Consider the following 25601-nt stretch of genomic DNA (forward strand, 5'->3'; position numbering starts at 1 on the left):
CCCGCGGGCCGGCGACCCGTTCGGCGCCGGACCTGACCGACCACCGAAGGGAACACATTTTCGATTTCAAGGAGTACGCTGGGAGCATGGCCACGCATCTCCAGGGCTCCCTGTTCGACCAGACCGACGAGCTGCGGCTCGGCTCCCTCACGGGAGTCCGCCGCACCCGGCTCTCGCACGGCGCCTGGATCGACGTCCTGCCGGGCTGGCTCAGCGGCGCGGACGAGCTGTTCGAACAGCTGGCGTCCGACGTGCCGTGGCGGGCCGAGCGGCGCACGATGTACGACCACGTCGTCGACGTACCGCGGCTGCTCGCCTTCTACGGGGCCGACGACGCCCTGCCGCACCCCGTCCTCGCGGAGGCCCGGGACACGCTGTCCGCGCACTACGCCGAGGAGCTGGGCGAGCCGTTCACCACGGCGGGCCTGTGCTACTACCGCGACGGCCGGGACAGCGTGGCCTGGCACGGGGACCGCATCGGGCGGGGCGCGCGGGAGGACACCATGGTCGCGATCCTGTCGGTGGGAGCGCCCCGGGATCTGCTGCTGCGCCCGGTGCGCGGCGGCGAGTCGGTACGACGTCCGCTCGGGCACGGCGACCTCATCGTGATGGGCGGCTCCTGCCAGCGGACCTGGGAACACTCGATACCGAAGACCACCCGCGCCGCGGGACCACGCGTCAGCGTGCAGTTCCGCCCGCACGGCGTGCACTGAGGCGGAGAGGCGGCCGCCTCCGGTGCACGCGGGGGCTGCCTCCGGCGGACGGTGCCGGAGGCAGCCCTTCCTCTGTGCGCGGCCCCGCCCCGGCCCCACACTGTCCGGATGAGCGCGCCCTCGCAGCTCCCGGCCACGGCTCCCCGGCGCACCGAACTCGACGCGCTGCGGGTGTGCGTCGTCCTCGGCCTGGTCTTCTTCCACTCGGCCCTCGTCTTCTCGCCGGACGACGACTTCTACGTGAAGAACACCCGGACGACCGAGGCCGTCACCGTGTTCGTCGGGCTCGGGGTCGTGTGGGCGATGCCCATGCTGTTCCTCGTCGCCGGGCTCGGCTCCCGGTACTCGATCCGGCGGCGCGGAGCGAGCCGGTTCGCCCGGGAACGCCTGCTGCGCCTGGGCGTTCCGCTGGTCCTCGCGACGCTGCTGATGTGCCCGCTGCCCCAGTGGCTGCGGCTGCGGGCGGCCGACCCCGGTTACGACGAGTCGTACGGGCGTTTCTGGCTCCGCTTCCTCACCGTCCGTCCGGACGCGGCCGACTTCCCGTTCGTCGTCGACGGGGAGTACTTCGAGACGGGCCATCTGTGGTTCGTCGTGCTCCTGTTGACCTTCAGCCTGCTGCTCGCCCCGGTCGCGGCGCCGCTGGCCGAACGGGCTCAGCGGATGGGCCGTGCGGTCGAGCGGCGCCCGGCGCTGCTCCTGCTCCCCACACTCCCGCTCGCCGCGCTCAACGCCTTCCTCGGTATGGAGGAGGGCTTCGCCGGCTGGAACCGCTGGGCCTACCTGGTGTTCTTCCTCTTCGGGTACGCCCTCGCCGACGACGGCCGGGTCCGTGCCGCCCTGCGCCGGCTCGCCGTGCCGACAGGGCCGGCGGGGCTCGTCCTGTTCGCGGGGACGGCGCCCGGATTCATGGCGCTGGACGACCCGTTCACCGGGTCCGGTCCCTTCGCGCTGGTGACCCGGGCGCTGTTCGGCGCGGCGGGCTGGTGCTGGGTGGTGGCCATCCTGGGGCTGCTGGACCGGCCCCGCGAGGCCCGGCCGCCCACACGCGCCATGGCCTACCTCGGGACGGCCGCCCTGCCCGTGTACGTGCTGCATCAGCCGGTCGTCGTCGCCCTCGCCTACGGCGTGGTGGGCTGGCCGGCGCCGATCGTGGTCGAGTACGCCGTGATCGTGGCCGGTTCGCTGGCGGTGATCGCCGTGCTGTACGAGGGCGTGGTGCGCAGGACGCGGCTGACGCGGTTGCTGTTCGGGATGCGTCCGGACCCGGCGCTCGCGCCGCCCGTCCACCGTCCGGACCCCCCGGTCACACCGGCGCGTTGATCTGCTTTGCTGTGTCCGTCGGGCACGGACCTCACCACGCGGGACGATCATGCGGGCAGATGTGCAGCAAGTGGCGGACGGCACCTATCTGGTGCACGGCAGCAACACGAACTGGGTGATCCTGACCGAGGGGGACGCGGTCACGCTGATCGACACCGGCTACCCCGGCGACCGGGCCAGGCTCCTCGCCTCGCTCGCGGAGGTCGGCAGCGCGCCCGAGGCGGTCGAGGCCGTACTGATCACGCACGCGCACACCGACCATCTGGGCAACGCCGAGTACCTGCGCGGCACGTACGGCACGCCGGTGTACCTCCACGAGGCGGAAGTGCCGCACGCCCGCCGGGAGTTCCTGCACCAGGTGAGCGTGGGGACGGTCCTGCGCAACGGCTGGCGGCCGGGTGTGCTGCCCTGGGCGATCCACGCGATCCGCTCCGGCGGCACCGCGCACGTCCCGGTGACCTCCCCCGAGGCGTTTCCGTCGGCGGGCCCGCTGGACCTGCCCGGCCGTCCCGTCCCGGTGCACACGCCCGGCCACACCGACGGCCACTGCGCGTACCACCTCCCCGACAGCGGCGTGGTGATCGCGGGCGACGCTCTGGTCAGCGGGCACCCCACCTCGCGGATCAAGGGCCCCCAGCTGCTGCCGGACATGTTCCACCACGAGCGCGACCGGGCCGTGGCCTCGCTGGCGGTGTTCGAGGGGCTCAAGGGCGACGTCCTGCTGCCCGGGCACGGGCCGCTGCACCGGGGCCCGGTGCGGGAAGCCGCTCTGCAGGCCGGGGAGCGCGCCGTCTAGGGTGAGCTGACGATCACCGCGAGGCGAGGACGAACGGCCCATGGCACTCCAGATCAGCGCGACGAATCCGGAGCACCCCGCCCTTCTGCTGGAGCTGCCGTGGCAGCTGCCGCTGGAGGAGTGGCCGGAGGAGGTCCTGGTCCCGCTGCCGCGCGGGATCTCCCGGCACATCGTGCGCTACGCCCGGGCCGGCGACGAGGTGATCGCCGTCAAGGAGCTCGCCGAGCGCCCGGCCCTGCGCGAGTACGAACTGCTGCGTGACCTGGACCGGCTGGGCATCCCGGCGGTCGACCCGCTGGCCGTGGTCACCGGCCGCCTCGACGCCGCCGGCGCCCCGCTGGAGTCCGTGCTGGTCACCCGTCATCTGCGCGGCTCGCAGCCGTACCGCTCGATGTTCGAGACGACCATGCGCCCGGCGACCATGCACCGGCTGATGGACGCGCTCGCCGTGCTGCTGGTCCGGCTCCACCTCGCCGGATTCGCGTGGGGCGACTGCTCGCTGTCCAACACCCTGTTCCGGCGCGACGCGGGCGCCTACGCCGCCTATCTGGTGGACGCCGAGACCGGCGATCTGCATCCGCAGCTCAGCGCGGGCCAGCGCGACTACGACCTGGACCTCGCCCGGGTCAACATCAGCGGCGAGCTGCTGGACCTGGAGGCGTCCGGGGCGCTGCACCCCTCCGTCGACCCGATCGAGTTCGGCACCGAGATATGCGCCCGCTACCAGGGCCTGTGGCAGGAGCTGACCCGCACCTCCGTCTATCCGGCGGGCAAGTACCACTACATAGAACGCCGGATCCGCCGCCTGAACGACCTCGGGTTCGACGTGGCCGAGATGCAGATCGACCACGCCACGAACGGCGACTCGGTCACGTTCGTGCCCAAGGTCGTCGACGCCGGCCACCACCAGCGCCAGCTGCTGCGCCTGACGGGCCTGGACACCGAGGAGAACCAGGCCCGGCGGCTGCTGAACGACCTGGAGAGCTGGATGGCCACCCAGGACGACTACGACCCGGGTGACCCCCTCGGTGCCCGCCCCGAAGTGCTCGCGCACCGGTGGGTGCGGGACGTCTTCCGGCCCACCGTGCGGGCCGTGCCCCTCGACCTGCGCGGCTCCATGGACCCGGCCGAGATCTACCACGAGCTGCTCGAACACCGCTGGTACCTGTCCGAGCGGGCGCAGCACGACATCGGCCTGGACACCGCGGTCGAGGACTACATCGCACACATCCTGCCCACGGCCCGTGAGACGCTGCGCCCGACGGTGTCCGACTGACCTCAGTCGTGCGGGACCACGGCCACCGGGCAGTCCGCGAGGTGCAGCATGCCGTGGGCCACCGAGCCGATCCGGGCGCCCACGGCCGTACGGTGCACACGGCGCCCCACGACCATCAGCTGGGCCCGCCCCGACACCGACAGCAGCACCTGCCCACCGCTGCCCATCTCCACGTGCTCGACGACGGGGACGTCCGGGAAGCGCTCCCGCCACGGCCCCAGCGCCTCGCCCAGCGCCTGCTTCTCGTACGGCTCCAGTCCCCCCGCCTCGTCGAGCATCTTCAGGGAGGCCGGGCTGTAGGCGAACAGCGGCGGCAGCGTCCAGGCCCGCACGGCACGCACGGTCGCGCCACGTGCCGCGGCCGTCTCGAAGGCGAACCCCAGCGCGGCGGCGCTGTCCTCCGGATCGCCCTGCTGGCCGACGACGACCTCGCGCCCGGCGGCCTCGCCGGACGCCTCGTCCCCGGCCCGTACCCGGACGACCGGGCGCGTGGACCCGGAGATCACCTGCTGTCCGACGGAGCCGAGCAGGAACCCGACGACCCGGCCGTGGCCGCGCGAACCGAGCACCAGCATCTCGGACTCGGCCGCGGCGGCGACGAGCGTCTCGGCGGGCGGGCCCTCGACGACGTCGGTCGTCACGTCCAGGCCCGCGTGCCGCTCGGTGACGCCGCGAGCCGCCTCGGCCAGCCCGTCGCGCACCCACTGGGCCTGGGTGTCCTCGTCCCCCGCGTCGATCGCGTCGTGCGGCTGGAACCGCCATGCGTGCACCACCCGCAGGGGGAGCCCCCGGCGGACGGCTTCGCGGGCCGCCCAGGCCAGCCCGGCGAGGCTCTCCTCCGATCCGTCCACCCCTGCGGTGATCGGGCGCGTCATTCCGGCTGCCTCCTCGTGTCACGATCACATCCGTGGGACCCAGTCTTCACTACACCGACCCGGCCCCTTCAGGCCGGTGGTCCCGCCCGCCCGGGCCGCGCCGAGGGTGACACCGGCAGGGTCCGTCATACCCGCGCGGAGCGGGGCGATCGAACATACGATGGGCAGGACCGGGCCGGTGACGACGGGGACGCCGTGCCCTGACACCGGACTCTCGGGGTGGGAGACGTATGACACAGGCCGCCGAACCGGCGCGGACCGTCATCCTGACCGTGGACGACGACCCGGGAGTGTCCCGGGCGGTCGCCCGCGATCTGCGGCGGCGCTACGGCGAGTCGCACCGGATCGTGCGCGCGGAATCGGGCGAGTCCGCGCTGGACGCGCTGCGCGAGCTGAAGCTGCGCGGCGATCTCGTCGCGGTGATCCTGGCCGATTACCGCATGCCGCAGATGAACGGCATCGAGTTCCTGGAACAGGCCCTGGACGTGTACCCGGGCGCGCGGCGGGTGCTGCTGACCGCGTACGCGGACACGAGCGCGGCGATCGACGCGATCAACGTGGTCGACCTCGACCACTACCTCCTCAAGCCGTGGGACCCGCCGGAGGAGAAGCTCTATCCGGTCCTGGACGATCTGCTGGAGGCGTGGCGGCGCAGCGACTACAAACCGGTGCCGAGCACCAAGGTGGTCGGGCACCGCTGGTCGGCGCGCTCCTCGGAGGTGCGCGAGTTCCTGGCCCGCAACCAGGTGCCCTACCGCTGGTACTCCGCCGAGGAGCCCGAGGGACAGCGGCTGCTGGCCGCCGCCGGGAGTGACGGGCAGCGGCTGCCGCTGGTGGTCACGCCCGACGGGACGCCCCTCGTGGCACCGGAGGCCCCCGAGCTGGCCGCCAAGGTCGGCCTGGCCACGACACCGACGGCCGACTTCTACGACCTGGTCGTCATCGGCGGCGGCCCCGCCGGGCTCGGCGCGGCCGTGTACGGCGCGTCGGAGGGGTTGCGGACGGTGCTGGTCGAGCGGTCGGCGACCGGCGGACAGGCCGGGCAGAGCTCCCGCATCGAGAACTACCTCGGCTTTCCCGACGGTGTGTCGGGAGCCCAGCTCACCGACCGGGCGCGGCGGCAGGCGGCCAAGTTCGGCGCCGAGATCCTCACCACGCGCGAGGTGACCGGACTGGAGGTGAGCGGCTCCGCCCGGATCGTACGGTTCTCGGACGGGTCGGCGGTCGCCGCGCACAGCGTCATCCTGGCGACCGGCGTGTCCTACCGGCAGTTGCAGGCCCCGGGCTGTGAGGACCTGACCGGCCGCGGGCTGTACTACGGCTCGGCGCTCACCGAGGCGCCGGCCTGCCAGGGCCAGGACGTGTACATCGTCGGCGGCGCCAACTCGGCAGGGCAGGCGGCGATGTATCTGTCGCGGGGTGCCAAGTCCGTGACCCTGCTGGTGCGCGGGGCGTCGCTGTCGGCGTCCATGTCGCACTACCTGGTCCAGCAGATCGAGGAGTCGGCGAACATCTCGGTGCGCCCCCGGACCGTCGTCGAGTCCGCGCAGGGCTCCGGCCACCTGGAACAGCTCACGCTGCGCGACGTGGACAGCGGGCGGACCGAGAGCGTCGACGCGCAGTGGATGTTCGTGTTCATCGGCGCGGCTCCGCTCACGGACTGGCTCGGCGCCACCGTGCTGCGGGACGAGCGGGGATTCATTCTGGCGGGGCCCGACCTCACCGCCGACGGGCGGCCGCCGGCCGGCTGGGAGCTGGACCGGCCGCCGTACCACCTGGAGACCAATGTGCCCGGCGTGTTCGTGGCGGGCGACGCCCGCTGCGACTCCGCCAAGCGTGTCGCGTCCGCCGTCGGAGAGGGAGCCATGGCCGTGATGCTCGTCCACCGTTATCTGGAGCAGTCATGAGCGGGCAGTTGTCGCCGTGCGAACCCGCGGAGATCGGGTCGCTGTTCCTGTTCGAGAAGCTGACCCCCGAGCAGCTCGGCCGGCTGTGCGGCGAGGGGCGGGTGGAGCGGTTCGAGCCCGGGCCCGTGTACACCGAGGGTGCCCCGGCGACCTGCTTCTACGTGATGATCGAGGGCACGGTCGTGCTGTACCGGCGGGTCGCCGGGGACGACGTGGAGGTGACCCGGACGTCCCAGCGCGGGGTGTACGCCGGGTCCATGCAGGCGTACCTGGGCGACCGGGTCCGGCAGGTCTACAACAACTCCATGCGCGTCACCGAGCCGACGCGGTTCTTCGTGCTGCCCGCGGACACGTTCGCGGACATCATGCAGGAGTGGTTCCCGATGGCGGTGCATCTGCTGGAGGGCCTCTTCTTCGGTTCGAAGAGCACCCAGCAGGCCATCGGGCAGCGCGAACGGCTGCTTGCGCTCGGCTCGTTGTCGGCCGGGCTCACGCACGAGCTCAACAACCCCGCCGCGGCGGCCGTGCGCGCGACCGCGACGCTGCGTGAACGGGTCGGCAAGATGCGGCACAAGCTGGCGATCATCGCCCAGGGTTCGTACTCCCCCGAGGTGATGGCGAACCTCATCGACCTCCAGGAGCGCACCGCCGAGCGGGTCGCCAAGGCGCCGACGCTCAGTCCGCTGGAGGCCGCCGACCGGGAGGACGCGGTCACCGACTGGCTCGACGACCACGACATCCCGGAGGGCTGGCGGATCGCGCCGACCTTCGTGCAGGCCGGCATCGACGTGGACTGGCTGGACCAGGTCGCGGCGGCGGTGGACCGCGAGATCCTGCCGAACGCGATCGGATGGCTCAACTACACCGTCGAGACCGAGCTGTTGATGGACGAGATCAACGACTCGACCACCCGCATCTCGCATCTCGTCGACGCGGCCAAGCAGTACTCCCAGCTCGACCGCGCACCCTTCCAGAACGCCGATGTGCACGAACTCCTCGACAGCACCCTGCTGATGCTGTCGGGCAAGATCGGGCAGCGGATCGAGGTCGTCAAGGACTACGACCGCACGCTGCCGAAGATCCCGGCGTACCCGGCGGAGCTCAACCAGGTCTGGACGAACCTGATCGACAACGCGGTCGCGGCGATCAACAGCGCGGGCGGCGAGGGAACGCTGACCGTGCGCACGGCGCCGGACCACGACCGGCTGCTGGTGGAGTTCCGCGACACGGGCGTCGGTATCCCGGCGGAGAACCGGGGGCGCATCTTCGACCCCTTCTTCACGACCAAGCCCGTGGGCGAGGGCACCGGGCTCGGCCTCGACATCTCCTGGCGGATCGTGACCAACAAGCACCACGGCACGATCCAGGTGGAGTCCGAGCCGGGTGACACGCGTTTCCGGGTGCTCCTTCCGTTCACGTCCGAGGAGGCTTCATGACCAGCGCGAACGGCATCGATCCCGGCGCGGCGCCGAGCGGCAGCGGCTGCACGGAGTGCGACGAGGCCGGCGGATGGTGGTTCCACCTGCGCCGGTGTGCGCAGTGCGGGCACGTGGGCTGCTGCGACAGCTCCCCCGCGCAGCACGCGACGGCGCACTTCCGCGACACCGGCCACCCGTTGGTGCAGAGCTTCGAGCCCGGTGAGAGCTGGTACTGGAACTACGACACCAGCGAGCTGTTCGAGTCGGGCCCCGACCTGGCTCCCCCGGCGAGCCATCCGGCGGACCAGCCGACGCCGGGGCCGGCGGGGCGGGTGCCGGCGGACTGGGCGAAGACGTTGCGCGCCTGACCGCTCAGGACTGTCGGTTCGACGGCGGGTGCGGGTCGTGGGGCTGATCGCGCCCGCGCGGCGCGGCCGCGCATCGGCAAAGCCCCGCGCCCCCGAGGTGGGCGCAGTGACAGGATGTGCGCATGTCACAGGCCTCCTTCAGTACGCCGCTCATCGGGCGGGACGTCGAACTCGCCCGGCTCTCCTCGGTACTGGAGCGTGCCCGTTCCGGGGAGGCGCAGGCCGTTCTCGTCGCCGGGGACGCCGGGGTCGGCAAGACCCGGGTGCTGGACGAGGTCGCGGGGCGGGCCGCCGCGGCCGGAATGGTCGTGCTGAGCGGGCACTGCGTCGATCTGGGCGATGTCGGGCTGCCGTATCTGCCGTTCACCGAGGTCCTCGGGGTGCTCGCCGGTGACGAGCGGTTCGCGGGCACCCTCGCAGCGCATCCCGTCGTGGGCCGGTTGCTGGGCGGTGGCACGGACGCCGTGAGCGACCGGCTGCGGCTGTTCGAGGGGATCGCCGGGCTGCTGGCCGACCTGTCGGAGATCGCGCCGGTGCTGCTGGTCCTGGAGGACTTGCACTGGGCCGACCAGTCGTCGCGGGACCTGCTGCGGTTCCTGCTGAGCCGGGGCATCCTCCAGCGGGCGGCCGGCGGGGCGCCCGGGCACCGGCTCGCCGTTCTCGCGTCGTATCGCGCCGACGACCTCCACCGCCGTCATCCCCTGCGGCCGCTGCTCGCCGAGCTGGTGCGGCTGCCTGCGGTCGAGCGGCTGGAACTGCGGCCCATGGCCGACGCCGAGGTGGCACGGCTGGTGCGTGCCGTGCAGGAACAGCCGCTTCCGGACACGACCGTGCGGCGGATCGTGGAGCGGGCCGAGGGCAACGCCTTCTATGCCGAGGAACTGGTCGCCGCCACCGACACGGGCGCCGGCGGAGTGCCCAGCGGGCTGGCCGACGTCCTGCTCATCCGGTTCGAGCAGCTCTCCGACACCGCCCAGCAGGTGCTGCGTACGGCCGCGGTGGCCGGGCGCCGGGTCGAGCACGACGTGCTGCGGGGCGCCGTGGGCATCCCGGAGGAGGAGCTGGAGTCGGCGCTGCGGGAGGCCGTGGGACGGCAGTTGCTGGCGCCGGGCGCCGGTGACACGTACGCGTTCCGGCATGCGCTGGCCCGCGAGGCGGTCTACGCCGATCTGCTGCCCGGTGAACGGGCCCGGCTGCACGGCGCGTTCGCCCGGCTGCTCGCGGGACGCGGCCGGTCGGACGAGACGGCGGCGGAGCGCGCCCACCACTACCGGGAGAGCCACGACCTGGCCGAGGCCCTGGCCGCCTCGCTGGAGGCCGCCTCCCACGCCCACCGGGTCGGCGCGCCGGCCGAGGAGCTGCGGCACCTGGAGGCCGCGCTTGATCTGTGGTCGTCGGTGGATCCATCGGAGCGGCCCTCGGGCGAGGGCAACGACCGGGTGACGCTCATGCTGCGCGCGTCGGCGGCGGCCGCTCACGCCGGTGAGTCGCACCGGGCGGTCTCCCTCACCCGCTCCGCGCTCGCGGGTGTCGGCCAGGACACCGACGCCGAACTCGCCGCCCGGGTCCGCTACACCCTCGCCGGCAATCTGCTCGGCGTGGACAGCCTGAGCGCGGCCTACGCCTACAGCAGTGAGGCGCTCGCCCTGATCCCGGCCGACCCTCCGTCCCGGACCTGGGTGTGGGCGGCGGCGACCCATGTCCTTGCGGCACGCCAGGTCGGCGAGGACGAGACGGCGCTGCGTATCGCCCGCGAGGCCCTGCGCACCGCCGAGCACCTGCGCGTGCCCGACGCCCAGGCGGACCTGCTGATCTCGCTGGCCGCGCTGGAGGCCGAGGGCCGGCGCACGGTGCGCGGGCGGGAACGGCTGCGGGAGGCCCGGGAGTTGGCGCGGGCGTCCGGGAACGCGCCGGTGGAGATGCGCGCCCTGTTCAACCTCGCCGTGGGCTGCTTCGAGTCCGGTGAGCTTCAGGAGTGCCTGCCGTGGCTGGCGGAGGGTCTCGACCGGGCCCGGCGTGCGGGGCTGCTGTCGTCGCCGTATCCGCTGGAGATGCGGTATCTGCGGCTGCTGGTGCTGTACTCGCTCGGCCGCTGGGACGAGTGCCTGAGCGTCGCCGGCTCCGACGCCGAGGTGCTGCCCGCGGCGGGCGGCTTCACGGCGGGTCCGGCGCTGTACGTCTCCCTCGCGCGCGGTGACCTGCGGGCCGTCGAGCGGGCCCGTGCCCTGCTGGAGGGGCCGTTCGACTGGATGGGCACCCTTGTCGCGGGCATCGCGCTCACCGACGCCGCCGCGCTGGAGGGTGACGCGGAGGCGGCGGTGGAGCGGATGCGGACCACCGTCGCGGCGCTCACGGACGACGTGGGCAGAGCCCCGGACGTCACGGTCCGGCTGGCCGCGCTCGCGCTGGCCGCGGTCGCGGACCGGGCCGCCGCGCTCCGCCTGAGCGGTGACGAGGCGGGCGCGGGCCGCTGGGCGGACACCGCCGCGGAACTGGTCGAGTCGGCGCGGGCGACGGCCGTGCGCGGCGAGGCCGGCACCCCGCAGGGCCCCGAGGGGATGGCGTGGCTGGCGCGCGCGGAGGCGGAGTGGACGCGGGCCGCGGGCGGGCCGGACGCGGAGGCGTGGGCGAAGGCGGTGACCGCGTTCGAGCACGGCGACGACTACGAGCGCGCCCGGTGCCGGCTGCGCCACGCGGAGGCCCTGCTGAGGGCGGACGACCGGGAGGCAGCTGCCGGCGAGGCCCGGGCGGCCCGGGAGACGGCGGCCCGGCTCGGTGCGACACCCCTGCTGGAGCGGGTGGACGCCCTCATCCGGCGCGGACGTCTGGCGGAGGCCCGGGCCGACGGCTCCGCACCGCTCACGGCCCGCGAGCAGGACGTCCTGCGGCTGCTCGCCCTGGGCCGCAGCAACCGGCAGATCGGTGAGGAGCTGTACATCACCGGCAAGACGGCGAGCGTCCACGTCTCCAACATTCTCGCCAAGCTGGGCGCGGCAAGCCGGACCGAGGCGGTGGCGATCGCCTATCGGAAGGGCCTGATCACCCGCGAGGAGACGGTGGGCTGACCCGCCGTCACGCCCGTCAGCCGGTGGGGTCGCAGTCCAGGGCGGTCAGGTCGACGGCGTCGGCCATCGCCTGCATGCCCTTGTCGTTGGGGTGTATGTGGTCACCGCCGTCGAGGGCGGGCAGCATCCTCGCCGGGTCGTAGGGACTGCGCAGGATGCGGTCGAAGTCGGTGACGGCGTCGAACTCGCCGCTGCCGCGGATGAAGGAGTTGACCTCCTGCCGCACGGCCTCACCGGCCTCGTCCCACTCGTGCCAGCCCTTGAACGGGCCGACGGTCGCGCCGACGACGCACTTGCCGGACGCGTGCGCCCGGTCGACGATCTCGCGGTAGCCCTCGATCAGGTCGTCGGCCGTGACGCCGGTGTGGGCCTTGATGTCGTTGACGCCCTGGAAGAGGAACACGGTCCGCACTCCCGGCTGGGACAGCACGTCCCGCTCCAGCCGGTTCAGCGCGCTCTGCCCGGCGCCGTCCGCGAGGACCTTGTTCCCGGAGATCCCCTCGTTGGCGACACCCTTGACCGCCGTGTCCGTCTTCCGGAGCCGACGGGCGAGGTAGTCGGGCCAGCGGCGGTTCAGGTCGGAGGTGGACTGCCAGCCGTCGGTGATGGAGTCGCCGAGGGCGACCACCGCGCCGGTGCCCTTGGGGGCGTGCACGGAGACCGCGTCGAGGTAGAACCAGGACCCGGTCGGGATGGTCCAGGGGGTGTCGCTCTCGTCGGCGGTGTGGTCGCCCTGGGTGGCGTACGACGTCTGCATGGCCATCCAGTGCCCGCTCGCCGGTCCGGCCGCGTCGGGGCTGTGCAGGCTGACGACGAGGTGGGAGGCGGGAGGCAGCTTCCCGGGCAGCGGGTCGCTCCACATGGTGGCGCCGGCCGGCACGGTGACGGTGCGCTCGCCGCCGAAGGCCAGGCGCCGGTTGGTGCCCGGCCGCAGTTCGGCGCCCTGCTTCTGCAGGCCCGCGTAGGCGCTGTCGAAGGTGATCGGCTGGTCGCCGAAGGCGTTGGAGAGCCGGACCCGCACGCCGGTGCCGCCGACGCTGGTGTGCACGACGAGCCGGTAGCTGCGGCCGGCGACGCCGTCGCCCATCCGGTCGGCGCTCGCCGCCCAGGTGACGACGCCGCTCGGTCCGCCGCTCGCCTCGGCGGGCGCGGACTGGCAGGCGACGAGTGACAGCAGGACGGCGGCCAGGGGCAGTTTGGCTCTCACCGGGTGAAGTCCTTCAGGGTGACGGACGCGCCGGGCCGCAGGGAGACCGTGCGGGAGGCGCCGCCGTGGGCGACTGTCGTGGTGCGGCCGCCGACGCTGCGGATCCGTGCCTCGGTCGGTTCGCCGTCGCGCCAGCGCAGGTCGACCTCGAAGCCGCCGCGTGCGGGGACGCCCTCGACGAAGCCCGAGGCGGCCCAGGCGTCGGGGAGGGCCGGGAGGAGTTCGATGTGTCCGGGCCGGGAGTACAGCAGCATCTCCATCATCGCCGCGGGGGTGCCGAAGTTGGCGTCGATCTGGAAGATGCCCCGGCCGCGCTCGACCTCGTAGATGTCGAAGAGGTTGAAGGCCGTGCCGTTGCTGCCGTCGACGGAGGGTCGGAGGTTGTTGACGACGAGCTGGTAGGCCTTGTCGGCGTCCTTGAGGCGGGCCCAGCACAGGCTGCGCCAGGCGTTGGCCCAGCCGAAGCTCTCCATGCCGCGCGCGGTGAGCAGGGCGGTGGCGCCGGCGACGATGCCGGCCGGGGTGGAGCCGTCGGGGCGGATCCGGTCGCCCGGGAACAGGTTGATCAGCGGGGACAGGTGGCGGTGCGTGGTCTCACCCAGGTTGTCCGGCGACATCCACTCCTCCAGCCAGCCGGTGGTGGGGCTGACCTGCGGCAGGTACAGCTTTCTGCGCAGTGCGGCGATGGTATCCGCGTAGTCGGCGTCCCGCCTCAGTTCGGCGGCCGCGGTGCAGTAGTTCCCGAACAGCATCCATACGACTTCCTGAGCATAGGTGATGCCCTTGGCGTCCTGCGGACCGTGTTCCGGGGACCAGTCGCTGTCGTCGACGAGCACCTCCTTCGTGGTGCCGGGGAGGGTGACGGTGAGCAGCCGTGCCTCCCAGAACTCGCAGGCGCCCTTGAGGAGCGGGTAGATCTTCTTCAGGTACTCGCGTGACCCGGTGTACTCGTAGTGCTCCCACAGGGTGGTGCACAGCCAGGCGTTGCCCGCCGGGTGCCACCACCAGCCGCTTCCGCCGTAGGGGTTGGTGGAGAAGGCGACGGCCCAGCCGGCGTTTTTGCCGCTGGAGTTGCGGTAGCGGTTGCGCGGGTCGTTGAAGAGCCTGCGGGTGAGGTCGTTCCAGGACGGGAGCTGGGCGACGCAGTAGTCGGTGAACGCGTCGAAGCACGGGGACAGGCCCGTGCGATCGGCCATCCAGTAGTTCATCTGGATGTTGATGTCGGTGTGGTAGTCGCCCATCCAGTCCGGGTCGTTGCCGTCCAGCCACAGGCCCTGGAGCGCCAGGGGCAGGCTGTCGCGGGACCCGCAGATCATCAGGTAGCGGCCGAACTGCAGGTAGGCCGCCTCCAGTTCGGGGTCGGGCTCGAGGTCGCGGCTGCGGGCGTGCAGCCGCTCCCAGGTGTCCAGTTCGCGCTGGTCGGCGGAGGACGTGCCGAGGGAGAGGTCGAGTCGTCCGTACAGGGCGCGGTAGTCGGCGACGTGGGTGCGGCGCAGGGCGTCGGCCGACTCCGCGACGGCGGCACGGACCTTCGTACGGGCGAGGCGCTCGGGGTCGAGTGCGGGGTCGCGGAAGCCGGCGTCGGCGTCGGGCGCGTAGTTGGTTCCGGCGGTGACCACGACGGTGAGGTCCTTGCAGCCCGCGAAGTCGATGCGGGTGCCGTCGACGGTGACCTTGCCGCCGGTGCCGCGGGCCTGGACGGCGGCACCGTAGCGCAGGCCGTTGGGGAGCTGCGCGCCGAAGGACCCGGCGGCGGTGGGGTGTTCGCCGTGGGTGCCGGTGAGGGTGATGGTGCCGGTGTACCGGCCGCCGCCGCTCTGGGTGAGGCGCAGCACGATGACGTCGTCGGGCCGGCTGGCGTACATCTCGCGCCGGTAGGTGACGCCGGAGCGGACGTAGGAGCTGGTGACCAGGCCCTGGGCGAGGTCGAGGGTGCGACGGTAGCCGCTCACGCCGCCGAGGTCGTGGTCGGGGAGGTCGACGGTGAGCTTGGCGAGCAGGGTGAACGAGCCGAAGTCGGAGCGGCCGTAGGGGAACTGGCCGTCCTGGTCGAGGGTGTCGTTGAGGCCGCCGGTCCACATGGTGGCGTCGGTGATCAGCAGGAGTTCGCGGCCGGGGTCGTTGCTCGCGAGGGCGCCGATGCGGCCGTTGCCGACGGGCAGGCCCTGTTCGATCAGGGAGCCCTCGTCGCCGGGGGCCTGCCACCAGAGCTGATGGCGGGCGGAGTCGGTGGGCAGCGGGACGTCGGCGGGGCGGGCGGGCGCGGCGGTGGCGGTGAAGGCGGGCAGCGCGCCGAGTGCCGCGGTGAGGCCGGCGGTGGTGGCCAGGGAGAGGACGGCTCTTCTGCTCGGCTCGTTCGTGCTGGTGTCCATGTACGGCTCCGGGGTCGTCCGGGCCGGGGCCCGGCGCACGGCCGGGCCCCGACGGCAGCGGGAGATCAGAGGGACTTCGGTACGTCGATCCGGTCGATGTCCGGCGCGTAGCCGGTGCCGCTGTCGAAGGTGACGGTGTTGGCGCCCGCCTTCAGCTTCACCGGCACGTACACGCTGTTGACGGTCCCCCAGTCACCGGTGGAGGCGAGCTTGTGCGAGGTGGCGCCGCCTCCGTTGGCGGAGACGAGGACCGAGCGCGCGTCACCGCTGACGTAGGCGACCTTGATCTGGTAGGTGCCGGCCTTGGCGACCACGACGTCGTTGACGTTGACCTTGCCGCCGACGTAGAGGTTGCCGACCTTCTTTCCGCCCGAGCAGGCGGAGCAGTCGGCCACGGAGGCGTTGCCGCTCAGGGTGTTGGAGCCCGCCTCGGCCTCGTACGCGGTCCAGGCGAGGTCGGTGCCGCGGGGGGTGACGGTGAACAGGCGGGAGCCGTGGGCCGGCAGGGCCTGGGTGATCTTGTCGGTGTAGGTGCCGAGCCCTTCCTTGTTCCACACGTCGCGTACGGCGGCCTTGCCCTTGAAGCCGAGGGTCTGCCAGTTCGCGGTCACCGAGGCGGGCGCGTCGGAGAGGTTGAACAGGGCCACGGTGTAGGTGCCGTCGGGGTTCTTCGCGGCCCACACCTGCTGCGGGTCGGAGGCGGTGACGGGCTCGGCGGGCGGGGCGCTGCTCTGGTTGATCGCGATGACCTCGCGGTTGGTCAGCAGCGACAGGCCGTAGGAGTCGAGCCTGGTGAGGTCGTCACCGGTGAACAGCGGGGACTTGGCGATGGCCCACAGGGTGGTGTAGCTCTGCCGTTCGGCCTTGGTGAGGCCGTCCATCTCGCCGTTGCCGACGTTGAGGGAGTCGAGGTCATTCCAGCCGCCGGGGCCGGCGTGGTCGGTCCAGGCGGGGGCGTCGTCCCAGCGGTCGTCGACCGAGTTCTCCCAGGTGACGAGGGTGTTGCAGTAGCACTCGACATCGGTGTCGATGCGCCAGCCGTTGGAGTACTTCTTCCAGTCCGCGACGTGCCCGTAGTCCAGGGACCAGGACAGTTCCAGGTGGATCGGGCGGCCGGCGGTGGCGATGGCCTTCTGCCAGGCGGCGACGTCGGCGACGTTGTTGTAGTTGTCGCCGTTCTTGAACGAGCCGGGGCCGACGCCGTCGAGCTTCAGGAAGTCGTAGCCCCAGTCGGCGAACATCTGCGCCTGGGAGTCGATGTACTTCTGCGCGCAGGGATCCGAGAAGTCGATCTTGTAGGCGCTGTCCCAGCCGTTGGTGGTGCGCAGGTCGTCGTAGACGATGTCGCCGGTGGTGCAGCCCTCGGCGTTCCAGATCGGGTTCTTGCCGTCGTTGTACGCCCCCTTCTCCAGGCCGACCGGGAGGTAGATGCCGGACTTGAGGCCCTTGGCGTGGATGCGGTCGGCGACGGCCTTCATGCCGCTGGGGAAGCGCACCGGGTCGGCCTTCTGCCGGCCGTACTCGTCGAACTGCGACTTCCAGGACCAGTCCATCCACCAGCCGGCGTCTATGTTGACGTACTCGTAGCCGTACTTCTTCAGCTTGGCGGCCATGGCGTCGGTCTGCTGGGTGACGTTGGCCTCGGACAGGTAGCTGTAGTCGCCCTTCGGGTTGAGGCCCGGGTACTTCGACGACTGCATGGTCCAGCTGGTCCAGCCCATGTAGGGCTTGGCGGCCACTTCGGTGCCGGCAGTGGCGGCCGGGGGCGTGGTGGTCTCGGCCTGCGCGGCGGGGACGGCCGCGGTGACACCGGCGGTGAGGACCAGGACCACCATGGCTCTCAGGGCGCGTGCGGGCATGACGGAGTACGAGGATGACCTCATGGGTCGGGCCTCCAGGGGTTGGTTCAGCGGTTCTGGCGCTGGTCGTCGGCTCGGATGAAGGACTGGATCGCGGTGGCCGCGGCCCCGCGCGCCCACTCCTCGAAGGGCAGCGGGCGGGTCTGTACGTCGCACTGGGCGGCGGTGCCGAACGCGGCCGCGGCGAACGCGTCGCGGATCTGTTCGGCGAACAGGTCGTAGGCGGCGAGGCCCTCGCCGGAGATGATCACCCGCTCGGGTCCGAGCAGGTTGGCCACGGTCGCGATGCCCCGGCCGATCGCCTCGCCCGCGCGGGCGTAGACCTCACGGGCTCCGGCGTTCCCCTGGTGGGCGAGCGCCGCGGCCTCGGTGGTGTCGGCGACCTCGGCACCGGTGCTCTCGCGGATCCGCCGGACGATCGCGGCGTCCCCGGCGATGGCCTCCACGCATCCGCGGTTGCCGCAGTGGCAGGGCGGTCCCGCCGGGTCGACGGTGACATGCCCGATCTCCCCGGCCACGCCGTGCGCCCCGGCGACGACCCGGCCGTGCACCACGAGGCCGCAGCCGATGCCGGCACCGACGGTCACCACGGCGAAGTCGGACAGTCCGACTCCGGCACCGAACCACTGCTCGGCGACGGTGAGGGCGCGGACGTCGTTGTCTACGGTGACCGGCAACCCGGTGGTGGCGGCGGCGAGTTCGGCGAGGGGGACGTCCCGCCACTCCAGGAAGGGCGAGTAGCGGACGACTCCGGCGCCGCGCTCCACGTCCCCGGAGACGGCGATGCCGAGGCCCAGGACCGGGACCCCCAGCTCGGCCGCCTCGGCGAGCAGTGCGCCCGTGAGCTCGGCGACCGAGGCCAGCACGCTCCCCGGCTCCCGGTCGGGCAGCGGGGCGTGGCGGGCGACGCGGATGCGGCAGCACAGGTCGGTGAGCACGCCGATGATCGCGTCGCCGGTCACCTTCAGGCCGATGAACAGGGCCCGTCCGCCGTCGACCCGGACCGGGTTGGCGGGGCGGCCGAGCGCGGGGCGGGCGGTCTCGTCCACGTCCTCCACCAGGTAGCCGGCCTCGATCAGGGGCCGTACCGCCTTGGTGACGGCGGCCGGGGACAGTCCTGCCCGCCGGGCCGCCTCCAGACGGGTGAGGGGCCCATGGCTGAGGACGGTGGTGAAGATCTGCGAGGCGGCCGGCGTGTTCGCCGGGAACGTCTCCGCGCGGTGGATCGAGGACATGACCGGAACCTAGAGCCCTTATTTTCCGCCGTCAATAAAAGAAGCAGGATTCGTGCGCCGGCTCCGGATCCCGGCGTTCGAGGACTCCTACCCGGTGATCGAGGTCTGTCCAACTGTGCGTCGTCTGTGGCGATCTGACGGGATGCGAGAAGGTTGCCCCACACGCAGGTGATCGTTCTCGTATCGAGCACATCGGTATCGGCAGCACGTCGAAGGAATCGGGAGGAACCCGCATGGTCTCAGCAGCGGTGGTCAGAGGTACGGCGGTGACGGCGGCCCTGGTGTCGCTCCTGGCGGTCCCCGCGCATGCCGCGCCCCTGGAACCCGGCACCGCCGGGTCGGGCGCCCCGGCGGCCGCGGCGCCGGCCCCGGACGTCACGGGTCTGTGGAACGTCCTGCGCACGGCGCAGCGGCAGGGCGCGCCGGGCGCGATGGCACGTCTGGAGGACCACGACACGATCCACTGGGCGGCCGTGGGTGTCGCCGACCGGAAGACCGGGCGGGCCCTGAGCAACAGCGACCGGTTCCGCATCGGCAGCATCACCAAGGTGTTCTCGGCGGTCGTCCTGCTCCAACTGGCCGAGGAGAAGAAGCTGACGCTCGACGCGCCGGTCGAGCGCTATCTGCCGGGGCTGCTCCCGGACAAGCGCATCACGGTGCGTCATGTGCTCAGCCACCGCAGCGGCCTGCACGACTACACCAACGACATGTTCGCGCGGTCGGTTCCCGGCTTCGAGGCGGTCCGCAAGAAGGTCTTCACCTACCGGCAGCTGGTGAGCCGCTCCCTGGCCAAGCCGCGGACCACCAAGCCGGGCGGGGCGTACTCGTACTCCAACACCAACTTCGTCGTCGCCGGCATGCTCATCGAGAAGCTCACCGGACATGCGGTGGGGACCGAGTACCGCAACCGGATCATCGAGCCGCTGATGCTGACCGACACCTTCTACGTGCACCCCGGCACGAAGATCCCCGGCCGGTACGCCCGCGGCTATCTCACCCCCGACACCGCGGGCGCGGCGCTCGTCGACGCCACCGAGCAGACGGCGTCCTGGGCGCAGAGCGCCGGCGCGGTCATCTCCAGCACCCGGGACCTGAACACCTTCCTGTCGGCACTGCTCGGCGGCCGGCTGACCTCCCGGACGCAACTGGCCCAGATGCAGCGCTGGGTGCCGTCGGGCAGCACGCAGGCGTACGGCCTGGGGCTGCGGCGGCGTGACCTGTCGTGCGGGGTCTCGGTGTACGGCCACACGGGAGCCGTGCAGGGCTACTACTCGTACGCGTTCGCGTCCAAGGACGGCAAGCGCAGCCTCGCCGCGCTCGCCAACGCCTCGAACAACGGCACGGTGCACAACACGATGCTGCGCACGCTGGAGTCCGCGTTCTGCGGCAAGCAGACGAAGAAGGCGCGGCCCGCCGTCACGCCCGTCGAGCGGCACGAGGACATCGCGCCGGGCAACCCGTTGAGCTTCGACGACGAGGACTGAGGCTCACCCGCCGGGTGGGAACCCCCGGGATCCGGTGCGCGTTCTGTGGACAGCCCCACCGGATCCCGAACCATCCACCAGGACGGCCCGATGAGCGAGTTGGTCCCCGGCGGCAATCTGCCCCTCCCGGGCGGCGGCGTGACCATCCGGGTGCCCGGCCCCTTCGACGTGTCCGCGCTCGTCACCGACGACGGCGGCAAGGTGCGGGGCGACGCCGACTTCGTGTTCTACAACCAGCCGTCCGCTCCGGGTGCCCGTCTGCACGGCGACACGCTCACCGTCGACCCGCCGCGTCTGCGCTCGGGGGCGACCCGGGTGACGGTGATCGTCAGCCCCGCCGAGCCCGGCACTCCCCTGGGCCGGCTCCCCGCGCCCGTGCTTCAGGTCACCGACCCGGCGGGGCGCCCGATCGCCCGGTTCGCCCCGCCGCGCCCGGGACCGGAGACGGTGCTGCTGCTCGCCGAGGTCTACCGGCGGGGCGACGGCTGGAAGCTACGGGCCATCGGGCAGGGCTACGCGGACGGACTGGCGGGGCTCGCGCGCGACTTCGGGGTGGACGTGATCGAGGACGCCACGCCGTCGCAGGACCGGCGGACGGCCGTCACGCCGATGGCCGGCGCCCCGCCCACGGCCCCGGCGCGGTCCACGATGCACACACTGTCCGCGTTGACCGTCCCGGACTTCCCCTTCCCCGACCCGGACGGCTTCCTGGGGCTGGTCAACTCCGCACGTGCGGGCGCCGGTTCACCGCCCGTCGGCACCGACCCCCGCCTCGCCTCCGCCGCCCGGGCCCACGCCTGCGCCATGGCCGCGGCGGGCCGCCTCGGTGTCGAGGGCGGTGACGGCGTCTCCGTGTACCAGCGCCTCACCGCCACCGGGTACGCGTACGTCACCGTCGGCGAGCACCTGGTCTCCGGTCCGCGCTCCCCCGCCGAGTTCGTCGCGTACTGCCTGCGCTCCGAGGGACCGCGCCGCACCCTGTACGACCGGGCCTTCACGCACGCCGCGGTGGCGCGGGCCGGCGGTGGCCGTACCGGCGACATGTACTGGACGGCGCTGTGGGCCAGGCCGCTGCTGCCGGGCGATCTGCCCCGCACCGCGGCCGAGGTCGTCGACCTCACCAACCGGGAGCGCGCGCGGGCCGGGCTCCGCCCGCTGTCCGCCGATCCCGCGCTGACCACCGCCGCGCAGTCCTACAGCGCCGACATGGCGGCCCGCGCCTTCTACTCCCACACCTCGCCCGAGGGGACCCAGCCCTGGGACCGGGCGGCCGCCGCCGGTTCCCGGATGCGCGCGATCGGCGAGAACATCGCGTGCGGCCAGCGCTCCCCCGCCGAGGTCGTGGAGGGCTGGATGAACAGTCCGGGGCACCGCGCCAACATCCTCAAGCGCGACTTCACCCACATAGGCATCGGCTTCGCGGGCGGCGGTCCGGCGGGCACGTACTGGACGCAGCTCTTCGGTGGGTGACGGGACGGTGCCGCGACACGCCGCGACCTAGGCGGAACGGGGCCGTCCGGGACACCATGCCCGCATGAAGGGTGACCTGTTTTCCAGCGAGCACATGGTCCAGCCGGCCTCGGCGCCGGGCATGACGATCGAGAACGCCAAGTGCATCAAGTACGCGGTGAACGGCGAGATGCACGCCCGCCAGGGCGCCATGGTGGCCTACCGCGGCAACCTCCAGTTCGAGCGCAAGGGCCAGGGCGTGGGCGGCATGCTCAAGCGGGCCGTGACCGGTGAGGGACTGCCGCTGATGGCGGTGCGCGGACAGGGCGAGGCATGGTTCGCGCACGAGGCGCAGAACTGCTTCGTCGTCGACGTCGACCCCGGCGACGAGTTCACGGTCAACGGCCGCAACGTGCTGTGTTTCGACGCCTCGTTGTCGTACCGGATAGCGACGGTCAAGGGCGCGGGCATCACCGGCGGCGGCCTGTTCAACAGCGTCTTCACCGGCCAGGGCAGGCTGGGGCTGATCTGCGACGGCAACCCGCTGGTGATCCCGGTCTCGCAGCAGTACCCGGTGTATGTCGACACGGACGCGGTGGTCGGCTGGACCGCCGGGCTCCAGACCTCGCTGCACCGCTCGCAGTCCCTGGGCTCGATGCTGCGCGGCGGTTCCGGGGAGGCCGTGCAGCTCATGCTGCAAGGTCAGGGCTATGTCGTCGTGCGCCCGAGCGAGGCGACACCGCAGAAGCCGCAGCAGCACTGAACCGTCCCCGCGAGGTGATCTGCGCCTCACGAGCAACCCACTCCGCCCTGCCGACGTCTTGATCGACAACAGGTGAAGCCCTGGCCCCGAGAAGGTGGCCAGGGCTGGTTCTCAACGCTCTATACACGCCATGTATACCCGTGACGTATACGCTCCATGTATACACAGAGAGTAGAGACGGCGTGTATATCGATCGAAAGGCATCGATGTACGGCAAGGCATTCGCCCCGGAGTACCAGGGCGCCCTGACCACTCTGTCCGTGAACGCGTCGCTCACCGACGTTCTGGCCGCCGGCACCGAGCAGTTGAGAGCGGCCGAGCGGTCCGGACAGCACGGCGAGGCGGCCCGCTCGGGGCTCGCGGTCGCCGAGGCGCACCGCCGGCTCGGCCAGATCGGGGACGCGGACCGCGCCTGGAAGGCGAGCTACCGCGCCGCCCGGGAGGCCGATGACGCGGGGGCGATGGCCTGGGCACTGTGGAGCGGCGGCACGCTGGCCCGCCAGCGCGGCGCGTTCCCGCTGGCGCGGCGGCTGCTGCAGCTCGCGGCGGACCTCGGTGAGCGCGGCGGCGACATCGTCGTACGGGGCTACTCGCTGGCCGGGCTCGCGGAGACCGGCCGTATCCAGGGCGACTACGCGGCCGTCCACCGGCTGCACGAGCAACTGCTGGCCGAGGCCCGGCGGCGCGGCGAGGCCCGGCACACCGTGTGGGCGCTGGAGGGCATCGCGCAGATCCACCGCAACACCGGCTCGTACGACACCGCGTTCGCCCTGTTCGAGGAGGCGGCCGAGATCGCCGCGCGCGCCGAGGACCGCCGCGGCCACGCGTGGGCGCTGCGCGGGCTCGCCGACGTCGTCTCCGTGCGCGACGGCGACGTGGAGCGGGCGCTGGCCCTGCTGTCCGAGGCGGAGACCACGTGCCGCGCGATGAAACTGTCCAGCGCGCTGGCCTACAACCACAAGATGCGCGGCAACGTCCTCTACCGGGCCGGGCGTTACCCCGAGGCGCGCGCGATGTACGAGCAGTCGCTGGCGGAGTTCCGGGCGATCAGCGAGCCGCGCGGCGAGGCGCTGTCCCGGCTGGGGCTGGCGAAGTCGCGCGCCCAGCTCGGGCGTGACCGCGCGGAGACCGCGGCCGAACTGGCCGAGCTGGCCGACGTGCTGGAGCGGATCGGACTGCGGCACGCCCGGGAGATGGTGGGACGGGCGCAGCGGGAGTTCGGCGTCGCCGAGCACGCCGAGGCGGTGGGCGCCCGGTGACGGCCTCCTCCTCGGCGCTGCGGGCGCCTTCCGGCGCCTCTCGGCGCACCGCGGCGGTCCGGTTCCCGGTGGACGCCGGCCAAGTCCTCGACCGCTGCCGGGCCCTGGTGCGGCCCGCGTTGCGAGAGGCCGTGGAGCGGACCCATCCGTGGGTCGGCGAGATGGCCGCGTACTCCTTCGGCTGGTGCGAGGTCGGCGGCGCGCCGGCCGCGGCCTCCGGCGGCAAGGGCGTCCGGCAGGCGCTCGCCGTGCTCGGCGCGGAAGCGGCCGGTGCGCCCGCCCGGACCGCGGTGCCCGGGGCGGTCGCCGTGGAACTGGTGCACGCCTTCTCCCTGCTGCACGACGACATCATGGACGGCGACGAGGCCCGGCGCCGCCGCCCCACGGTGTGGAAGGCGTACGGCACCGGACCCGCCGTCCTCGCCGGGGACGCGCTGTTCGCGCTGGCCGTCGAGACGCTCGCCGCGGCACCTGAGGGCCCCCGGGCGGTGCGGCTGCTGTCCGTGGCGTTGCAGGACCTGGTGCGCGGGCAGGCGGACGACCTGCTGTTCACCACCCGCCCCTGGACGGGACCGGAGCGGGTGCGGCCGGACGAGTACCGGACGATGGCCGAGCACAAGACGGGCGCGCTGCTGGGCTGCGCGGCCGCGGTCGGCGCCCTGCTCGGCGGCGCGCCGCCCGCGACCGTCGACGCGCTCGACCGCGCGGGCCGCCATCTGGGCATCGCCTTCCAGGTCGTGGACGATCTGCTGGGCATCTGGGGCGACCCGGCCGTCACCGGCAAACCGGTCCACGGCGATCTGCGGGAGCGCAAGAAGACGTATCCCGTACTGGCCGCGCTCGACACGCCGGCCGCCGGCCGGCTCGCCGCGCTGCTGGAGTCGGACGCCGGCCCCGGTGCGGTGGCGGCGCTGGTCGAGGAGGCGGGCGGCCGCTCGGCCGCGCTCACGGAGGCACGGCGCCATGTCGCCGCCGTCGAGGCGGCCCTGGCGGACGTACCGCTCCAGCCGGGGCCCGCGGAGGAACTGCGCTCGCTCCTGGACTTCCTCGTGCGGCGCGATCTGTGAGAGCCCGGTTCGCGTGCGCGGCGGTGCTCCTCGGCGCCGCCGCGCGGTCGCCCGCGCGTCCGGGTTGACCGGCGGCATCTCGCGCGTCAGGGTGCCAGGCGGCGTGGATCCCCGCCCCACGCCGGAAAGGTGACTGCCTTGATCGGGATCTCGGACGTCGAAGCCGCGGCCGGCCTCATCGCCGGACACGTCGTACACACCCCGACCGTACCCAGCCCCGGCCTGTCGGCCCTGCTCGGCGTCCCGGTCACGGCCAAGCTCGAACTCCTCCAGCGCACCGGGTCGTTCAAGGCCCGCGGGGCGACGGCCAGGTTGCTGTCACTGAGCGACGAACAGCGGGCCGCCGGGGTCGTTGCGGTCAGCGGCGGCAACCACGGCATCGCCCTGGCGATGACCGCCGCCGTCCTCGATGTGAAGGCCACGGTGGTCATGCCGCGCTCGGCGCCCGCGCACGCCGTGCGGATCGCCGAGGACGCCGGGGCGTCGGTGCGGCTGACGGACGACATGGCAGGGGCGTTCGCGCTCGTCGACCGGCTGCGGGACGAGGGGCTGACCCTGGTCCATCCCTTCGACGACCCGCTGGTCATCGCCGGGCAGGGCACCGTCGGACTGGAACTGGACGCCGACGCCGGTGAGCTCACGGACGTGATCGTCAGCGTCGGGGGCGGCGGACTCATCGCCGGGGTCGCGACGGCGCTGCGGGCCCGGCGCCCTGACGTGCGGATCTGGGGCGTGGAGACCGAGGGCGCCGAGGCCATGTCCCGGGCCCTCGCGGCCGGCGGGCCGGTGCCGGTGACGCTGGCCTCGATCGTGTCGACGCTCAGCGCCCCGAGCGTGTCGCGGCTGACGTACGACCATGTCCGCGCCCAGGTCGACGAGGTGCTCGTGGTTCCGGACCGGGAGGCGGTACGAGGGGTCCTCGATCTCGCCGAGCACGCCAAGGTCTGGACCGAACCGGCCGCGGGCTGTCTGCTGCCGGCCGCCCGGCGCGTCCTGGAGCGGGTCGGCGAGGGCGCCCGGCTCGGGCTGGTCGTGTGCGGAGGCAACGCGACGACCTCCGACGTGCTGCGCTGGGCGACGGATTTCGGACTTCGCTGAGGCATTCGCGCCCAATTCCCGCGCCTTTTCGTCAGCTTACTCACGCGTCAGAAAGCAAATGAAAAGA

At 72.7% G+C, this 25601-nt stretch carries 19 protein-coding genes; 14 read left to right on the plus strand and 5 right to left on the minus strand.

Annotated elements, in window-relative coordinates; translation table 11 throughout:
• The first annotated feature begins 86 nt into the window (after positions 1 to 86).
• From ACGFW6_RS09475 to ACGFW6_RS09490, 4 genes are all read left to right on the plus strand, one after another.
• Entirely contained in the window at positions 87 to 713 is a 627-nt protein-coding gene (locus ACGFW6_RS09475) for an alpha-ketoglutarate-dependent dioxygenase AlkB (RefSeq protein WP_393506384.1), read from the plus strand.
• A gap of 108 nt (positions 714 to 821) precedes the next feature.
• Positions 822 to 2036: an acyltransferase gene (locus ACGFW6_RS09480; protein ID WP_393506386.1), complete on the plus strand. Its 1215-nt coding sequence runs from the start codon at positions 822 to 824 to the stop codon at positions 2034 to 2036.
• Between the two features lie 49 nt (positions 2037 to 2085).
• Positions 2086 to 2832, plus strand: coding sequence for an MBL fold metallo-hydrolase (locus ACGFW6_RS09485; protein WP_393506388.1), 747 nt, complete (start codon positions 2086 to 2088; stop codon positions 2830 to 2832).
• Between the two features lie 40 nt (positions 2833 to 2872).
• The gene (locus ACGFW6_RS09490; RefSeq protein WP_393506390.1) at positions 2873 to 4108 is read left to right on the plus strand and encodes a DUF4032 domain-containing protein; all 1236 of its coding nucleotides are present in this window, start codon (positions 2873 to 2875) and stop codon (positions 4106 to 4108) included.
• A gap of 2 nt (positions 4109 to 4110) precedes the next feature.
• On the opposite strand, the gene ACGFW6_RS09495 is transcribed toward ACGFW6_RS09490, so the two are convergent.
• A complete protein-coding gene (locus ACGFW6_RS09495) occupies positions 4111 to 4983 on the minus strand; it encodes a universal stress protein (protein WP_393506392.1) in 873 nt (290 codons plus the stop codon).
• A gap of 230 nt (positions 4984 to 5213) precedes the next feature.
• Here ACGFW6_RS09495 and ACGFW6_RS09500 point away from each other — a divergent pair, with 230 nt between their 5' ends.
• From ACGFW6_RS09500 to ACGFW6_RS09515, 4 genes are all read left to right on the plus strand, one after another.
• Complete coding sequence (locus ACGFW6_RS09500) at positions 5214 to 6890, plus strand: FAD-dependent oxidoreductase (RefSeq protein WP_393506394.1); 1677 nt, start codon at positions 5214 to 5216, stop codon at positions 6888 to 6890.
• Positions 6887 to 8326: an ATP-binding protein gene (locus tag ACGFW6_RS09505; RefSeq protein WP_393506396.1), complete on the plus strand. Its 1440-nt coding sequence runs from the start codon at positions 6887 to 6889 to the stop codon at positions 8324 to 8326. Before ACGFW6_RS09500 ends, ACGFW6_RS09505 begins: the two co-directional genes overlap by 4 nt.
• Entirely contained in the window at positions 8323 to 8676 is a 354-nt protein-coding gene (locus tag ACGFW6_RS09510) for a UBP-type zinc finger domain-containing protein (RefSeq protein WP_393506398.1), read from the plus strand. Before ACGFW6_RS09505 ends, ACGFW6_RS09510 begins: the two co-directional genes overlap by 4 nt.
• Positions 8677 to 8798: 122 nt before the next feature.
• The gene (locus ACGFW6_RS09515; RefSeq protein WP_393506400.1) at positions 8799 to 11741 is read left to right on the plus strand and encodes an ATP-binding protein; all 2943 of its coding nucleotides are present in this window, start codon (positions 8799 to 8801) and stop codon (positions 11739 to 11741) included.
• Positions 11742 to 11757: 16 nt separating this feature from the next.
• Here the strand turns inward: ACGFW6_RS09515 and ACGFW6_RS09520 are convergent, their stop codons facing one another.
• The 4 genes from ACGFW6_RS09520 to ACGFW6_RS09535 form a co-directional block, all read right to left on the minus strand.
• On the minus strand, positions 11758 to 12948 hold the full coding sequence (locus ACGFW6_RS09520; RefSeq protein ID WP_393506402.1) for an SGNH/GDSL hydrolase family protein: 1191 nt from the start codon (positions 12946 to 12948) through the stop codon (positions 11758 to 11760).
• Entirely contained in the window at positions 12945 to 15320 is a 2376-nt protein-coding gene (locus ACGFW6_RS09525; protein WP_393506404.1) for a glycoside hydrolase N-terminal domain-containing protein, read from the minus strand. The genes ACGFW6_RS09520 and ACGFW6_RS09525 overlap by 4 nt, the downstream gene beginning before the upstream one ends.
• 65 nt (positions 15321 to 15385) lie before the next feature.
• Entirely contained in the window at positions 15386 to 17203 is a 1818-nt protein-coding gene (locus ACGFW6_RS09530; RefSeq protein ID WP_393506406.1) for an alpha-galactosidase D, read from the minus strand.
• Between the two features lie 23 nt (positions 17204 to 17226).
• The gene (locus tag ACGFW6_RS09535; protein ID WP_393506408.1) at positions 17227 to 18414 is read right to left on the minus strand and encodes an ROK family protein; all 1188 of its coding nucleotides are present in this window, start codon (positions 18412 to 18414) and stop codon (positions 17227 to 17229) included.
• 233 nt (positions 18415 to 18647) lie between these two features.
• On the opposite strand from ACGFW6_RS09535, the gene ACGFW6_RS09540 reads away from it, so the two are divergent.
• The 6 genes from ACGFW6_RS09540 to ACGFW6_RS09565 all read left to right on the plus strand — a co-directional run bounded on the left by ACGFW6_RS09540 (position 18648) and on the right by ACGFW6_RS09565 (position 25534).
• Positions 18648 to 19898 (plus strand): serine hydrolase domain-containing protein, encoded by a 1251-nt coding sequence (locus tag ACGFW6_RS09540; protein WP_393506409.1) that lies wholly within the window; start codon positions 18648 to 18650, stop codon positions 19896 to 19898.
• 90 nt (positions 19899 to 19988) lie between these two features.
• Complete coding sequence (locus tag ACGFW6_RS09545) at positions 19989 to 21368, plus strand: CAP domain-containing protein (protein WP_393506411.1); 1380 nt, start codon at positions 19989 to 19991, stop codon at positions 21366 to 21368.
• 64 nt (positions 21369 to 21432) lie between these two features.
• Positions 21433 to 22110, plus strand: coding sequence for an AIM24 family protein (locus ACGFW6_RS09550; RefSeq protein WP_393506413.1), 678 nt, complete (start codon positions 21433 to 21435; stop codon positions 22108 to 22110).
• 206 nt (positions 22111 to 22316) lie between these two features.
• Positions 22317 to 23369 (plus strand): tetratricopeptide repeat protein, encoded by a 1053-nt coding sequence (locus ACGFW6_RS09555; protein WP_393506986.1) that lies wholly within the window; start codon positions 22317 to 22319, stop codon positions 23367 to 23369.
• Positions 23366 to 24436: a polyprenyl synthetase family protein gene (locus ACGFW6_RS09560; RefSeq protein WP_393506415.1), complete on the plus strand. Its 1071-nt coding sequence runs from the start codon at positions 23366 to 23368 to the stop codon at positions 24434 to 24436. Before ACGFW6_RS09555 ends, ACGFW6_RS09560 begins: the two co-directional genes overlap by 4 nt.
• Before the next feature lie 138 nt (positions 24437 to 24574).
• A complete protein-coding gene (locus ACGFW6_RS09565) occupies positions 24575 to 25534 on the plus strand; it encodes a threonine/serine dehydratase (RefSeq protein WP_393506417.1) in 960 nt (319 codons plus the stop codon).
• The last annotated feature ends 67 nt before the right edge of the window (positions 25535 to 25601 follow it).

This window comes from Streptomyces sp. Y7 (genome assembly GCF_043195415.1).
Taxonomy (GTDB): domain Bacteria; phylum Actinomycetota; class Actinomycetes; order Streptomycetales; family Streptomycetaceae; genus Streptomyces.

Excerpts from the sequence above, each read along its gene's own strand:
- ACGFW6_RS09475 (WP_393506384.1), top strand. The coding sequence starts at position 87 with ATGGCCACGCATCTCCAGGGCTCCCTGTTCGACCAGACCGACGAGCTG.
- ACGFW6_RS09480 (WP_393506386.1), top strand. The coding sequence starts at position 822 with ATGAGCGCGCCCTCGCAGCTCCCGGCCACGGCTCCCCGGCGCACCGAA.
- ACGFW6_RS09485 (WP_393506388.1), top strand. The coding sequence starts at position 2,086 with ATGCGGGCAGATGTGCAGCAAGTGGCGGACGGCACCTATCTGGTGCAC.
- ACGFW6_RS09490 (WP_393506390.1), top strand. The coding sequence starts at position 2,873 with ATGGCACTCCAGATCAGCGCGACGAATCCGGAGCACCCCGCCCTTCTG.
- ACGFW6_RS09495 (WP_393506392.1), bottom strand. The coding sequence starts at position 4,983 with ATGACGCGCCCGATCACCGCAGGGGTGGACGGATCGGAGGAGAGCCTC.
- ACGFW6_RS09500 (WP_393506394.1), top strand. The coding sequence starts at position 5,214 with ATGACACAGGCCGCCGAACCGGCGCGGACCGTCATCCTGACCGTGGAC.
- ACGFW6_RS09505 (WP_393506396.1), top strand. The coding sequence starts at position 6,887 with ATGAGCGGGCAGTTGTCGCCGTGCGAACCCGCGGAGATCGGGTCGCTG.
- ACGFW6_RS09510 (WP_393506398.1), top strand. The coding sequence starts at position 8,323 with ATGACCAGCGCGAACGGCATCGATCCCGGCGCGGCGCCGAGCGGCAGC.
- ACGFW6_RS09515 (WP_393506400.1), top strand. The coding sequence starts at position 8,799 with ATGTCACAGGCCTCCTTCAGTACGCCGCTCATCGGGCGGGACGTCGAA.
- ACGFW6_RS09525 (WP_393506404.1), bottom strand. The coding sequence starts at position 15,320 with ATGGACACCAGCACGAACGAGCCGAGCAGAAGAGCCGTCCTCTCCCTG.
- ACGFW6_RS09530 (WP_393506406.1), bottom strand. The coding sequence starts at position 17,203 with ATGAGGTCATCCTCGTACTCCGTCATGCCCGCACGCGCCCTGAGAGCC.
- ACGFW6_RS09535 (WP_393506408.1), bottom strand. The coding sequence starts at position 18,414 with ATGTCCTCGATCCACCGCGCGGAGACGTTCCCGGCGAACACGCCGGCC.
- ACGFW6_RS09540 (WP_393506409.1), top strand. The coding sequence starts at position 18,648 with ATGGTCTCAGCAGCGGTGGTCAGAGGTACGGCGGTGACGGCGGCCCTG.
- ACGFW6_RS09545 (WP_393506411.1), top strand. The coding sequence starts at position 19,989 with ATGAGCGAGTTGGTCCCCGGCGGCAATCTGCCCCTCCCGGGCGGCGGC.
- ACGFW6_RS09550 (WP_393506413.1), top strand. The coding sequence starts at position 21,433 with ATGAAGGGTGACCTGTTTTCCAGCGAGCACATGGTCCAGCCGGCCTCG.
- ACGFW6_RS09555 (WP_393506986.1), top strand. The coding sequence starts at position 22,317 with ATGTACGGCAAGGCATTCGCCCCGGAGTACCAGGGCGCCCTGACCACT.